The sequence below is a fragment of the Stenotrophomonas sp. CCNWLW57 genome (assembly GCF_037203925.1).
Taxonomy (GTDB): domain Bacteria; phylum Pseudomonadota; class Gammaproteobacteria; order Xanthomonadales; family Xanthomonadaceae; genus Stenotrophomonas; species Stenotrophomonas rhizophila_A.
Genome location: NZ_JBBCBJ010000005.1, coordinates 255412 through 269786, shown reverse-complemented (window position 1 = coordinate 269786; position 14375 = coordinate 255412). Strand labels below are relative to the sequence as shown.

9 protein-coding genes are annotated in these 14375 nt (G+C 67.2%); 3 read left to right on the top strand and 6 right to left on the bottom strand.

Annotation, left to right across the window (positions count from 1 at the left end):
* Positions 1-55 precede the first annotated feature (55 nt).
* Positions 56-1732: a long-chain fatty acid--CoA ligase gene (locus tag V9K91_RS13940; RefSeq protein ID WP_095363832.1), complete on the top strand. Its 1677-nt coding sequence runs from the start codon at positions 56-58 to the stop codon at positions 1730-1732.
* A gap of 311 nt (positions 1733-2043) precedes the next feature.
* On the top strand, positions 2044-2913 hold the full coding sequence (locus tag V9K91_RS13935) for a crotonase/enoyl-CoA hydratase family protein (RefSeq protein WP_068851549.1): 870 nt from the start codon (positions 2044-2046) through the stop codon (positions 2911-2913).
* A gap of 59 nt (positions 2914-2972) precedes the next feature.
* Here V9K91_RS13935 and V9K91_RS13930 read toward each other — a convergent pair whose 3' ends face one another.
* The 6 genes from V9K91_RS13930 to V9K91_RS13905 form a co-directional block, all read right to left on the bottom strand.
* Positions 2973-5186, bottom strand: a complete 2214-nt coding sequence (locus V9K91_RS13930) for an ATP-binding protein (protein ID WP_336443417.1) — start codon at positions 5184-5186, stop codon at positions 2973-2975.
* Between the two features lies 1 nt (position 5187).
* On the bottom strand, positions 5188-6327 hold the full coding sequence (locus V9K91_RS13925; protein ID WP_068851546.1) for a two-component system response regulator: 1140 nt from the start codon (positions 6325-6327) through the stop codon (positions 5188-5190).
* Between the two features lie 199 nt (positions 6328-6526).
* A complete protein-coding gene (gene lysS / locus V9K91_RS13920) occupies positions 6527-8044 on the bottom strand; it encodes a lysine--tRNA ligase (protein WP_336443416.1) in 1518 nt (505 codons plus the stop codon).
* 94 nt (positions 8045-8138) lie between these two features.
* Positions 8139-9264, bottom strand: a protein-coding gene (gene prfB, locus V9K91_RS13915; protein WP_099047393.1) for a peptide chain release factor 2 whose coding sequence is annotated in 2 segments (ribosomal slippage) — positions 8139-9188 and positions 9190-9264 — 1125 coding nt in all. Because the reading frame shifts where the segments join, the coding sequence is not laid out codon by codon here.
* Between the two features lie 55 nt (positions 9265-9319).
* On the bottom strand, positions 9320-10231 hold the full coding sequence (locus V9K91_RS13910) for a LytTR family DNA-binding domain-containing protein (protein ID WP_336443415.1): 912 nt from the start codon (positions 10229-10231) through the stop codon (positions 9320-9322).
* Positions 10232-10276: 45 nt separating this feature from the next.
* Positions 10277-13198 carry a VIT domain-containing protein gene (locus tag V9K91_RS13905; protein ID WP_336443414.1) on the bottom strand — a complete coding sequence of 974 codons (2922 nt, stop codon included), beginning with the start codon at positions 13196-13198 and terminating at the stop codon, positions 10277-10279.
* A 124-nt stretch (positions 13199-13322) separates the two neighbouring features.
* Between V9K91_RS13905 and V9K91_RS13900 the strand changes: the two genes are divergently transcribed.
* Complete coding sequence (locus tag V9K91_RS13900; protein WP_306988850.1) at positions 13323-14372, top strand: DUF1176 domain-containing protein; 1050 nt, start codon at positions 13323-13325, stop codon at positions 14370-14372.
* The last annotated feature ends 3 nt before the right edge of the window (positions 14373-14375 follow it).

Sequence of the window (14375 nt, the reverse complement as noted above, 5' to 3'; positions counted from 1 at the left end):
TCGACGGATACTCTCCGTCAGCATCACACCATCAACGTTTCCTGGAGGGGGAATAATGAGTCTGGAACGTCCCTGGCTGCAGAGCTATCCCAACGGCGTACCCGCCGAAATCGACGTCAACGAGTTCCATTCGGTGTCGGCCGTGTTCGATGCGTCGGTGGCCAAGTTCCGCGACCGTCCCGCCTACTCCAGCTTCGGCAAGGTCCTCACCTACGGTGAAACCGACGCCCTGGTCGAGCAGTTCGCCGCCTACCTGCTGGGCGAGCTGAAGCTCAAGAAGGGCGACCGCGTCGCCCTGATGATGCCCAACTGCCTGCAGTACCCGGTGGCCACCTTCGGCGTGCTGCGCGCCGGCCTTACCGTGGTCAACGTCAACCCGCTGTACACCGCCCGCGAGCTCAAGCACCAGCTGGTCGATTCCGGCGCCGCCGTCCTGGTGGTGGTGGACAACTTCGGCGACACCGTGCAGCAGGTCATCGCCGATACGCCGATCAAGCAGGTCATCACCACCGGCCTGGGCGACATGCTCGGCCTGAAGGGCGTGGTGGTGAACTTCGTGCTGAAGTACATCAAGAAGATGGTGCCCAACTACACCCTGCGCGGCGCGATCCGCTTCAACCAGGCGCTGAAGCTGGGCAGCGGCCACACCCTGCCGAAGGTGGAGCTGGACCACGACGACGTGGCCTTCCTGCAGTACACCGGCGGCACCACCGGCGTGGCCAAGGGCGCCATGCTGACCAACCGCAACCTGGTGGCCAACATGCAGCAGGCCTCGGCGTGGATCTCCGCGTCGGGCATCGAAATGGGCAAGGAGTGGATCATCACCGCCCTGCCGCTGTACCACATCTTCGCGTTGACGGCGAACGGCCTGGTCTTCATGAAGTTCGGCGGCTGCAACCACCTGATCACCAACCCGCGCGACATGAAGGGCTTCGTCAAGGAGCTCAAGGCCACCCGCTTCACCGCCATCACCGGCGTCAACACGCTGTTCAACGGCCTGCTCAACACCCCCGGCTTCGACGAGGTGGATTTCTCCTCGCTGAAGGTCACCCTGGGTGGCGGCATGGCGGTGCAGCGTGCCGTGGCCGAACGCTGGAAGAAGGTCACCGGCGTGACCCTGGTCGAGGCCTACGGCCTGACCGAGACCTCGCCGGCGGCCTGCATCAACCCGCTGAACCTGGCCGAGTACAACGGCGCAATCGGCCTGCCGATCCCGTCCACCGACGCCTGCGTGAAGGACGACAACGGCGTGACCCTCGCCCCGGGCGACGTCGGCGAGCTGTGCATCCGTGGCCCGCAGGTAATGAAGGGTTACTGGCAGCGCCCGGAAGAAACCGCCAAGGCGATCGACGCCGACGGCTGGCTGCACACCGGCGACATGGCGCGCATGGACGAGCACGGTTTCTTCTACATCGTGGACCGCAAGAAGGACATGATCCTGGTGTCCGGCTTCAACGTGTACCCGAACGAAGTCGAAGACGTCATCGCGATGATGCCCGGCGTGCTCGAAGTAGCTGCAGTCGGCGTGCCGGATGAAAAGTCCGGCGAGATCGTCAAGGTGGTCATCGTCAAGAAGGATCCGAACCTGACCGCCGAAATGGTCAAGGAACACGCCCGCGCCAACCTGACTGGCTACAAGCACCCGCGCATCGTCGAGTTCCGCAAGGAACTGCCGAAGACCAACGTCGGCAAGATCCTGCGCCGCGAACTGCGCGACGCACCTGCCGCGTAAGCAGAAGCTCCCAGCGAGAAATCGAACGCCCGCACGGCATCGCCCTGCGGGCGTTTTCTTTTTCTGAGATTCGTCCAATTCCTATGTCCGCCGATTAACTTGGACCCCACGGGTGCAGCGCGATGTGAATCGCCGGATGCCCTTGCGGCATAAGGCTGAACGAGATTCTGGCCGGTATTCCGGTCCCCTTGGACATTATCAATCGCGTTTGCATTCCGGCCCGGGTTGGCGGTGTAGGATCGCGGCGTGTGGACCCGTCCGGCCTGCCGCCCACCGTCCTCCCTGCAGGCCAACCCGCCGAGGTAATCCCCATGCAATCCATCGAAAAGCTCCCGTATTCCCACGGCTATGCGACCATCCGCACCGAATCGACCCCCGACAACGCCGCCCACTGGCTCTTCATGCACGCCGATGCCGCCACCGGCATCCGTCCCTGCTGCCGCAAGGACATGCTGGACGAGATGTGGAGCGTGATGAGCCAGATCACCCTGTCTCCGGCTGAGCGCAACAGCGGCAAACTGCGCCACTTCGTGCTCGCCTCCGACGCCACCGCCTACAACCTGGGCGGCGACCTGGCCCTGTTCGCCCAGCTGATCCGCGAAGGCAACCGCGACCGCCTGCTGGCCTACGCCCAGCGTTGCGTTGAAGGTGTGCATCACCTGCACACCGGCTTCGGCGGTGACGTGCGTTCCATCGCCGTGATCCAGGGCGATGCGCTGGGTGGCGGCCTGGAGATGGCACTGGCCTGCCACACCATCATCGCCGAGGAAGGCTGCGGCATGGGCCTGCCCGAAGTACTGTTCGGGCTGTTCCCGGGCATGGGTGCGTACTCGTTCCTGTGCCGCCGCGTGGCCCCGCAGCTGGCCGAGAAGATCATCCTCGAAGGCCGCGTCTACTCGTCCGAAGAGATGTACGCCATGGGCGTGGTCGACGTGCTGGTGCCCAAGGGACAAGGCATCAAGGCCGCCGAAGACCTGATCCGCCAGCAGCAGCGCACCCCGCGCACCTACCTGGCGATGAACGCTGCACGCAACCTGGCCCAGGCGGTGGGCTATGACGAACTGCTGGAAATTACCAAGATCTGGGTGGATTCGGCACTGGCCCTGGAAGACAAGTCGCTGCGCACCATGGATCGGTTGATCAAGGCGCAGACCCGTCGTGCCCAGTCCGATGCCGCGTAACTGCGCCATCGCAAGCAGGGGGTTCCAGTAAAAAAGCCCGGTTGGAGCCGGGCTTTTTTTCAACGCATGTCGATGCCACCGTCGTCCGTGGACGAGGCACCCGGACGCCTGCGCGCTTCCAGCGCCTGTTTGCCTTCCTTCACCGCCGTACGGATCAGCTTCATCCGCTCGCGCCATTCGCTCTTGAGCTGCCAGTCGGCCATGTGCATCACCTCTCCGGCACGGTAAGCCACCCGCACCAGGCCCAGGTTGCTGGCCACGCCCTTGATCGCGTGCGCCTGCTCGCGCAGGTGTACCCAGTCGCCACGTTCGCCCGCTTCCATGGCCACGCCGACGCACTGCGTGGCGTCGGCCAGGCACTGGCGGATGAACTCCTGCTCGAAGCCATCGCCCATGCCCAGCGCGGCCAGTTCATCGAGCACGCCGGTATCGAGCACGCCCACGGCCACCGGTGTGGACGGCACCACGGCGGTGCGGGCTTTCAGGCCATCGTTGGCGGCGATCTCGGCCAGGGTGTCCAGCAGCTTCACCGGCACCACCGGCTTGCCGAAGAAGGTGTGCGCGCCGGCCTGGGTGCACTGCTGGATCGACTCGGGGGTGACGTCGGCGCTGAGCACCAGCACCGGCGTGCGCGGGGCGCCACCGGCCTGCAGCACGCGCAGCTCCTTGAGCATGTCCAGCCCGCTCATGCCCGGCATGTGCAGGTCGACGATGGCTACGTCGTAATCGCTTTCGGCCATCGCATCGAGCACCGCTTCGCCGCCGTTGACGCACACCACCTTGTGCCCGGCCTTCTGCAGCAGCCGCTGCAGCACCAGCCGGTTGGCCTGGTGGTCGTCGGCCACCAGCACCTTCATGCTGCGCACGCGAGCGCGGTGGCGCAGGAACGGGTCGGCGAAAGCGATTACATTGTCCTGCGCGCTCTGCAGGCCATTGCCGAGCACGGCCGGGGTGAACTCGCCGGCTACCACCGGTGGCAATGCGAACGGCAGTTCGAACCAGAAGCAGCTGCCCTGCGGGGGGTTCTCGGCATAGCCGATCTGTCCCCCCATGGCTTCGACCAGCCCACGCGAGATCGAGGTACCCAGCCCGCTGCCTTCGTGGCGGCGGCCCAGGCTGACATCGGCCTGCTCGAAGGCCTGGAACAGGCGCGAACGCATTTCCGGGCCCACGCCAATGCCGGTGTCGAGGATGTCGAAGCGCAACCGGACCTGGCCGTGGCCCTCCTCGCCCACCTGCGACACCCGGATCTCGATCCTGCCGTGCTCGGTGAACTTCACCGCATTGCCGGCCAGGTTGAGCAGGATCTGGCGCAGGTGACCGAGGTCGCCGCGCAGCAGGCGCGGCACGCCTGCGGCGACCTTGACCTGGTAATCCAGGTGCTTCAAACGCGCCTGCGGCATCAGGATCAGGCCGATCGACTGCACCACGTCGTCCAGCGAGAAGTCCTCGGCCACCACCCGCAGCTTGCCCGCTTCGATGGCCGAGATGTCCAGCACCTCTTCCACCAGCGCCAGCAGGCTGCGCGAGGACGCCTGGATGGTATTGACGCATTCGCGCTGCTCTTCATCCAGCGTCGTGGTCGCCAGCACCTCGGTCATGCCCGACAGGCCATTGAGCGGCGTGCGGAACTCGTGGCTCATGTTGGCCAGGAAGCGGCTCTTGGCCTCGCTGGCGCGGCGCGCCTCGTCCATCGCATGGGTCAACTGGCGCAGCAGGCTGGCGAAGTACAGCGGCACTGCCGCCAGGCCCAGCCACAGGCCGAAGCCCAGCCGCGCATTGGCCTGCCAGTAGCCCGTGGCGAGCACGGTCACCCCGAAACTGACCAGCGCCATGCCCACGGCGGCGTACAGGTACTTGTTGCCGTAGCGCATGCCGTTGCCCACCGTGACCCACATCACCACGATGTAGACCCACGACAGCGGCTCGCCCATCTGCACCATGCCGGCAGCAATGAGCCCGTAATCGGCCAGCATGCCGGCCACCCGGCGCGGGTCCGAACGACCGGGGCGCGCCAGCAGCCACGAAAACAGCAGCACCGACAGGGTCAGCCCGGTCAGCACGATGCCCAGCACCACCTGGTACTGGTGGTGCGGCAGGTCGTTGCGCACCCCCGGCATCAGCACGTAGCCCAGGATCAGCACGATCAGGACGATGCGTACGATCGCCTGGCCATGCTCACTGTCAGGGCGGTTGCCCAGCTGGCGCCTGAGCAGCGCCAGGCCCGGGAGCGCGCCAAGCCGCTGCTTCAACACCTGGAACAGACCTGCCATGTCACATCCCCGGGCGGGAGGACGCAACGGAATGCTGCGCGCAGATGTCGTCCAGCTGCACGCGGCCGCGCAGCAGTGCGTCCACGCAGCGCGGGTCGAACAGGCGCCCGCGTTGTGCGTACAGATAGGCCAGGGTGGCTTCCATCGTCCATGCTTCCTTGTATGGGCGCGGCGAGATCAGGGCATCGAAGACATCGGCAACGGCCACGATCCGCGCTTCCAGCGGGATGGCTTCACCGACCAGACCGTCGGGATACCCGCTGCCGTCGTAACGTTCGTGGTGGCGCAGCGCGATCAACGCGCCGACCTGGATGAAACGGTTCTGGCTGCCACTGAGCAGTTCGTAACCGATACGCGGGTGCCGGCGCATGATGGCCAGCTCCTCGTCGTTGAGTTTGCCCTGCTTGAGCAGCACGGCATCGGGAATGGCGATCTTGCCCATGTCGTGCAGGGGCGCGGCCATCTCGATCAGTTTGACTTCTTCTTCCGGCAGCCCGAGCTGCTCTGCGATCAGCCCGGCCACGTGCGCCATGCGCTCGAGGTAGGCACTGGTGCCGGCATCACGGAACTCGATCGCGCGGGCCAGTCGCGACAGCGTCTCGCGCTCGCGTTCCTCGACCTCGTGCATGCTGGCCAGCAGCCGCTGTTCCAGCGACAGCGCGCGTTGCTTCACGTTTTCCGACTGCTGCCGCAGCTGCAGCAGGTTGTAGCAGCGCGCGCGCAGCTCGCGCGGGCGGATCGGCTTGACCAGGAAGTCGATGACGCCCGCTTCAAGCGCGGCCTGGCGGATCGGCTCATCGCCGACCACGGTGATCAGGATCACCGGAATGTCGCGGTGCTTGGGCAGGCGGCGGAAACGCCGGGCGAATTCCAGCCCATCCATTTCCGGCATGCGATAGTCGAGCAGCAGCAGGTCCACCCCGTGCGATTCGCACCAGGCAAGGGCCGTCAGCGGGTCGCCGAAATCATGCACGCTCAGTTCCGGCGCGATGTCCTCGATGACATGCCGCAGCATCGTGCGCGCGGACGTCTGATCGTCAACGATGACAATATTCAAGGCTGTTTCCGTCGTCTTCCTGGACCACACTGGCACATGCTGCGGTAAGGATACCCCGCCGCTCTGCATACCGGCACCTTGCATGGAACCACCTCCGGTCACGATTCCCCAGTTCATGATCGTGGTCACAGTGTGATGCGCGTGTCACGCATGCCCCGTCCACCTCATGCTCCATGGCCGGCGCGGATTGCGCCATCTAGGGCCACGGGGAAACCATACGCGTCCGGCCACCGCAGCGGAAGCCCGCCGGGACGGCCCCTGCGGGGCCATCCGGACCTACGTCTCAGTTTTCGGGACGCATGTAGGGGAACAGCAGCACGTCGCGGATCGAGCTGCTGCCGGTCAGCAGCATCACCAGGCGGTCGATGCCGATGCCCAGACCGCCGGTCGGGGCCATGCCGTACTCCAGCGCACGGATGTAATCGGCGTCGTAATGCATGGCCTCGTCATCGCCGCCTTCCTTGGCCGTCACCTGGGCCTGGAAGCGGGCCGCCTGGTCTTCCGGGTCGTTCAGCTCGGAGAAGCCGTTGGCCAGCTCCTTGCCGTTGATGAACAGCTCGAAGCGGTCGGTGTAGCCGGGCTGGTCGTCGTTGGCGCGGGCCAGCGGCGAGACCTCGACCGGGTGGTCGGTGATGAAGGTCGGCTGCACCAGGGTGTGCTCGACCGTGGCTTCGAAGATCTCCAGGAGCAGCTTGCCCCAGCCGTAGGACGGCTTGACCCGGATCTTCAGGCGCTCGCAATGGCGCAGCAGCGCCTCGCGGTCGGTGCAGTCGGCCAGGCTGATTTCCGGGTTGTGGTGGCGCACCGCCTCGTCCATCCGCCAGCGGCGGAACGCCGGGGCCAGGTCGATGGTGGCGCCGTCCCACTCCACCGTGGTGGTGCCCAGCACCTTGCTGGCCACGTCACGGATCACGCCTTCGGTCAGGTCCATCACTTCGTTGTACGTGGCGTAGGCCTCGTACAGCTCCATCATGGTGAATTCCGGGTTGTGCCGGGTGCTGACGCCTTCGTTGCGGAAGTTGCGGTTGATCTCGTACACGCGCTCCAGGCCGCCCACGACCAGGCGCTTGAGGTACAGCTCCGGGGCCACGCGCAGGTACAGGTCCAGGTCCAGCGCGTTGTGGTGGGTGGTGAACGGCTTGGCCGTGGCGCCGCCGGGGATGTAATGCATCATCGGCGTTTCGACTTCCAGGAAGTCGCGGTTGTCCAACCATGCGCGCATGGCGCGGATGATCCGCGAGCGCTTGATGAACACCTCGCGCGACTCCGGGGTCACGATCAGGTCCACGTAGCGCTGGCGGTAGCGCTGCTCGACGTCGGCCAGGCCATGCCACTTGTCCGGCAACGGGCGCAGCGACTTGGTCAGCAGGCGGATGCTGGTGGCCTTGACCGACAGCTCACCGGTCTTGGTCCGGGTCAGCCCGCCTTCCACGGCAATGATGTCGCCCACGTCCCAGCCCTTGAAGGCGGTGTACACATCGCCCAAGGCGTTGCCCTGCAGGAACAGCTGGATGCGGCCGGATTCGTCCTGGATCTGGGCGAAGCTGGCCTTGCCCATCACCCGCTTGGCCATCAGCCGGCCGGCCATCTTCACCGTGCGGTCGGTGGCTTCCAGCGCTTCGGCGGTCCACTGCTCGGCATCTGCGAACTCGCCCTGCAGGGTGCCGGCGAAATCCTCACGGCGGAAGTCGTTCGGATAGGCGATGCCCTGCCCGCGCAGCGCGGTCAGTTTCGCGCGGCGCTCGGCGATGAGGCTGTTCTCGTCGACGGGGGTCTGCGGCGCGGGGATCTGATCGTTCATGGCGTGGGTCTATGTCTGGGGGGATATGGACGGGAAATACGAAACCCGGGGTGCCGGGATGGAGCGGATCGGGCCGCACGTGGCGGCCCGACCGTCAGGCGTCGAGGCGTTTGGAACCGACTTCCAGGCCCGACTTCAGGCTGGCTTCGACGAATTCGTCGAGGTCGCCATCGAGCACCTTCTGCGTGTCCGAACGTTCGATGCCGGTGCGCAGGTCCTTGATGCGGCTCTGGTCCAGCACGTAGTTGCGGATCTGGCTGCCCCAGCCGATGTCGGACTTGGTCGCTTCCACCGCATCGCGCTCGGCGTTGCGCTTCTGGATTTCCAGCTCGTACAGCTTGGCGGCCAGCATCTTCATCGCGTTGTCGCGGTTCTGGTGCTGGCTGCGGCCGGTCTGGCAGGCCACGACCGTATTGGTCGGGATGTGCGTGATGCGCACCGCCGATTCGGTCTTGTTGACGTGCTGGCCACCGGCGCCGGACGAACGGTACACGTCGGTACGCAGGTCGGCCGGGTTGATGTCGATTTCAATGTTGTTGTCGACTTCCGGCGACACGAACACCGAGGTGAAGCTGGTGTGGCGGCGGTTGTCCGAATCGAACGGCGACTTGCGCACCAGGCGGTGCACGCCGGTTTCGGTCTTCAGCCAGCCGTAGGCATAGTCGCCTTCCACGCGCAGCGTGGCCGACTTGATGCCAGCAACATCGCCACCGGACACTTCCATCAGTTCGGTCTTCCAGCCGCGCGATTCGCACCAGCGCAGGTACATGCGCAGCAGGATTTCGGCCCAGTCCTGGGCCTCGGTACCACCGGCACCGGCCTGGATGTCGACGAACGCCGGGGCGTTGTCCATCTTGCCGGAGAACATGCGCTGGAATTCCAGCTGTTCCACGTGCTTCTGGTACTTGTCCAGGTCGGCGACCACGGCCAGGGCGGTGTCTTCGTCCTGTTCGCTTTCAGCCAGTTCCAGCAGTTCGCCGGATTCGGTCAGGCCATCAAGGATGGTGGCGATGCCGCCCACGGTCTTTTCCAGGCTGGAACGCTCGCGGCCCAGGGTCTGGGCATATTCGGCGTTGTTCCAGATATCGGGGTTTTCCAGTTCCCGGGTTACTTCTTCCAGACGCTCTTTCTTGGCGTCGTAGTCAAAGATACCCCCTGAGCGAGAGCACGCGATCGGTGAGATCGGTGATTCGCTGGCGCACGGGATTGAGCTCGATCATATCGGCGGTAATGAAGGCTTGGGACAAGACCGGAATTGTAGCCCAGAGCGCTTGTTCATGTTGCTGTCGGCGTCGCTGCAGGCTCGGCCGGCGCGGGCCCCTGCCCCAGCGCGGCGCGCAGCACCGGCAGCTGGCGGCGGCTGCACGGCAGCGTGCTGCCATCTTTCAGGTGGGCCCGGGCCTCCCCGCTGTCCAGCGGCTCGATGGAGACCAGGAAGCCCAGGTTGAGCACGTAGCTGCGGTGGATGCGCACGAACCGGGCCGGGTCCAGCTGCGCCTCCAGCGCCGCCATCGTGCTGCGCAGCGGGTACTCATGGCCGCGCACGTGCAGGTTCATGTAGTTGCCGGCGGCCTGGGCGTACTCGATGTCGGCGGTGGCCACCAGGAAATCCCGGCCCAGCTTGCGCACCAGGAAACGCTCGGGGCGCTCGACCGGCTCTTCCGGCGGGGCATCGTCGGGCGCGGCCAGCAGGTGCGCCTCGCCCTGCCGGCGGCGGCCGAACCAGCTGAAGAAGTGCTCCAGCGCCACGAAGCTGAAGAACGCGCGCACGTCCTTGAGATACTCATACAGGAGCCGGGTCGGCCAGGCCGAGCCGTCGACGTAGTGCTCGCCCACGCTGGCATAGGCCAGGTGGCGCAGCAGCATCATCCCGGCCACGTGCAGCAGCGACCAGCCCACGCTGGCCAGCAGGTACAGCGGCAGCCGCCGCTTCCAGGTATCGGCATGCAGCGGCCAGCGCTGGCAGCCCCACCACAGCAGCGGCAGGGTCAGCAGGATCATGCCGGCGCTGCTCAACTCCCAGGTCATCGGCTCCCACAGCGCCAGCACTTCGCCCCGGCGCTGGGCGTCCATCACCTCGACCACGGCATTGGCCACGCCGCTGCCGAGCAGGATGGCGGCCCATACCAGCAGGCGGCTGGTGGGCCGCCAGCGCGGGGAACTTCGGTGGGGCACGTTCGGGTCCATGCAGCGGGCGCCGGGGAATCAGCGCCCGATTCTACGGGCTGCGGCTCAGCGCACGTCGAACTCGCCCACCAGCACGGTGTCGGCACTGTCCTTCAGGCGCAGGGTCACCTGCTGGTCCTGTTGGCGGCGGCTGCCCCAGTGCGTGCTCAGGCGCAGGGTCAGCGTGGTGGCCCCGGTAACCAGCTGCTCGCGGCTGCCGAAGTAGTTCGCCTCCACCTTGTAGCGGCCGGGCTTGGCCTGGCGCAGCGAGAACTGTTCCGGACCGTAGCCGCCGGTGAAGTCGCGCGACATCTGTCCGCCCTGGAAGGTCAGCCGGTTGCCATAGTAGGCGCGCTCGCCATTGGGGTCGGTCACCCACAGGTCCATGTCGCTGTTGTCGCTGTCCCAGCTGAGCACCACGCGCAGATCCAGCGGCATCGGCCGGCGCAGGCGCGGGTCCACTGCGCGTGCATCCACCCCGGTGCGCGCCACCAGCGTGGTCAGCTCGTCCAGCGCGATCAGCGAGATGCCATCGAAGCGCTCGTCCCACGGCCGCACCACCACCTCGTTGAACGCGGCCAGCGCCGCCTGCGGCTGGTTGTCGGCTTCCAGCGCCAGGGCCAGGTCCCGGAAGCTCTGCGGCTCTTCCTCGCCCAGCGCCAGCACGTCGCGGAACACCGGTACCGCCAGTGCCGGTGCCTTGGCCTGCATCAACCGATAGCCCAGCACGCGCAACACATGGCGGTTCTCCAGCTGCATCTCGGCCAGGTTGGACAGCACCCGCAGCGCCAGGTCGCGCTGGCCGTGGGCGAACAGCATGTCGGCCACGTCCAGATAGAAGGCACTGCTGTCAGCGTGCTGTTCGCGTTCCTGCAGGTACAGCGCGTACACCGCCTCCGGGCGTGCCGCGCGCAACCGGCGTGCGTAGGCCGAGTCCGGTGCCCAGGCGGCGACCGTGATGCGCAGGCCGCCCTGGTTTGCCCGGTCATCGGCATCGCCTTCCACCGCCATATCGGCTGCAGCATCGGCCTGCGTGCGCCGGGCGGCGGTGAGCTCCACGCGATCCAGCGTAGTGGACGCGGCCTCCGCCCGCTCGCGCTGCGCGCTTTCGGCCGCCACCATCATGGCCGGGGCGGGCGGTGCCGGCGCGGCAGCCGGCATCGGCGCCATCAACTGCTTGCTCGACGCCGCCGCCGGAGGTGCGCCTTTCGGCCAGGCCCGGTTCCACCAGTGCTCGCGTTCGGCGAACTGCCGGGCCAGCGTGTCCAGGCGCGCGCGGCGGGCGCTGGCCTCGTCATCCAGCTTCACCGCGTGCAGCCGGTCGTAGTCCCGCTGCAACGGTGCAGCCGGGCGGATGCCGTAGCGCAGGTAGTCGTCCAGCGTTTCCAGCACCAGCAGCGAGGTATCGGGGCCCACCAGCCCGAAGCGCTGCGACAGTGCCTGGATGGCGGCACGGTTGCCTGCGGGGTCTGCGGCCAGCTCGCGACGGCGCGCGTCCGCCCAGGCATGGGCGACCAGTGCACCTCCAGTATCGCGCGCCTGCGCCAATGGCACCGTCAGCGTCTGCCGGCCACCGCCCGCAGCCGGCACCTGCAGCCGCAGCACGCCGTTCGCGTGCTGCATGCGGGCCAGCACGCGCACCCAGCCCTGGCCAGCGCGTTCGGCATCCACGATCAGGTCGTTCAGCCCGTCGCCTTCGGCCTGCACGTTGCCCGGGTTGTCCCGCAGCAGGCGCGCTGCCATCGATTCAACATCATGGCTGCCGTTCAACACCAGCAGCTGGCCCTGCCCTGCACGGGCCCACGCACGCAGCCGGTCGCTGTCGGTGCGCGCACCGGCGCCACTGAGCGCATACAGGCGCTGGTTCGCACGCAATGCGGGGCGCTCGCGCTTGCCGTAGTTGGCCAGCCCGTCGCTGACCAGCAGGTACTCGTCGATATCGGGCTGCGCGGTCCAATCGCCCAGCGCACTGGCACCGTCGTAGGGCAAGGCCTCCAGGTGCCGGCGCAGCGCGCTCCAGTCGCCGTTGCGGATCGCGAAACGACGGGCCGGCTCGGCGCGATCGCGCAGCACGGTCAGCTGTACCTCGCCATTGCCGATGGCGGCGAAGTAGCGCTGAAGCAGGGCCAGTTCCGCAGCCGTGTCGCGATGGCGGGCCGAGCCGGACGCATCCCACAGCAAGCCGACGCGATGCGGCAGGGTGCGGTCGCGGGTCTGCACCGGCACAGGCACCTGCACCATCACGTAGTGGTCGCTATCGAAGTCACCCCGCACCGCATCCAGCCCGCGCGGCAGCGGCAGGGTCCAGCCCAGCTGATCCGGCAACTGCCTGCCGCTGCCCTGCCACTGGGCGCGCCAGGCGCCGTCGCGCAGGGCCAGGGCCAGCGTCGGCGGTCCGTGCGTCACCGGTACGCCGGTGGCGACCGCGTCCAGCTGCAGCTGCACCGCGTTGGCCTGGCCCACGAACTGCAGCGGCAGCGTCCAGCGCAGGCCCTCCCTGTCCACCGGCAGGGCCTCACGCACGGTCAGCGCGACCCGGCGCGTGCCCAGCGCTGGAATGGGGTAGATGCGCAGGCGGAACTGGTTGCCGGCGGTCTGCTCCAGCAGGCCCGGGTCAACCCGGCGCCGCTCGATTGCCTCGAACACCTGCCGTCCCTGCGCCTTGGGCACGGGCACCGCATCGCGCAGCACGCCGTCGATATCCAGCGCGAACGCGGTCACCTGCTGGCCCTCGGCCAACGGGAATTCCAGCGCCCCCTCCAGCACGCGCCGGTTCGGGTTGCGGAACACCAGTTCGATGCGGGTCTCGGCCAGACCGGCCGCCACATGGCTGTCGATGCGCGCCTGCTCCAGCTGCACCGGCTGTTCCGCACCGGCCACCTTCAGCAGCGGCTCGACCACGCGCTGCGCTGCCGCCGTCGGCACACCCGCTCCCCCGCCCACCCACAGCAACAACCCCAAGCCAATACCGCGCAGCACGCTGTCCATGTGACGCTCCTGATCCGATGACGAAGGGTTGAACGCACCAGCACCGGAAACGGGGTTGGACAGCACGCCCCCTGCTGGTCCACGATCCTTCCCCCATGGAATGTTGTCGAAGAAGGATGTCCGCATGCGCCTGTCCCTGATCCCCCTGCTTATTGCCGGCCTGCTCCCGGTCGCACACGCCGCACCGGCCGGCGCGATCACGCCCGGCGTGGCATTCAGCCATGAGGACTGGACCTTGGCCTGCGACAACACCCGCACCTGCCGGGCTGCCGGATACCAGAACGAGGACGCCGGCGGCGATCCGGTCTCCGTGCTGCTCACCCGGCGCGGCGGGCCGGACCAGCCGATCGGGGCCGAGCTGATGCTGGGCGACTACGAGGAAAGCGACCTGCCGGGCACTGTCACCCTGCGCATCAACGGCACCGCGCTGGGCACTGTGGCGGACAACACCCGCTTCTCTGCGGCGCAGGTGACGGCACTGCTCAAGGCCCTGGTGAAGGACAGCAGCATCGAGCTGATCGGCGACAACGGCCGCCAATGGACCCTCTCCGACCGTGGCGCATCGGCGGTGCTGCTGAAGATGGACGAATTCCAGGGTCGGCTCGGCACGCCGGGCGCGATCCTGCGCAAAGGCAGCCGGGCCGAAGCCAGCGTGCCCGCCTCACTGCCGGTACCGGTGGTGACCCTGCCCCGGCGCGTGGCCACGCGCCCGGCCGACGAAGCCCTGGCGAACGCCCCGGCGCTTCGTGCCGCACTGGCCGCCGCGACCTCGCAGGACGACTGCGAATCACTGCACCCCACCGAGGGCACCTATGCGGACGAAGGCCCCCAGGCAATCGCGGTCAAGCGCCTGGACAACCGCCGGCTGCTGGTGTCCATGACCTGCTGGCGCGGTGCCTACAACGCGGGCAGCGGCTACTGGGTGGTCAACGACTACGCACCTTACCAACCCGCTTACATCACCAACCTGGGCGTGGACGACGACGTGCTGACCATCTCGGCCTCGCACAAGGGCCGCGGCCTGGGCGACTGCTGGTCCAGCGCCAGCTGGGCGTGGAACGGCACCACATACGTCAAGACATCAGACAGCACCACCGGCCTGTGCCGCCTGGTCGCCGCAGGCGGTGCCTGGGACCTGCCCACGCTGGTAACCGAGGTGAAGGAGGCTCCCTGAGCC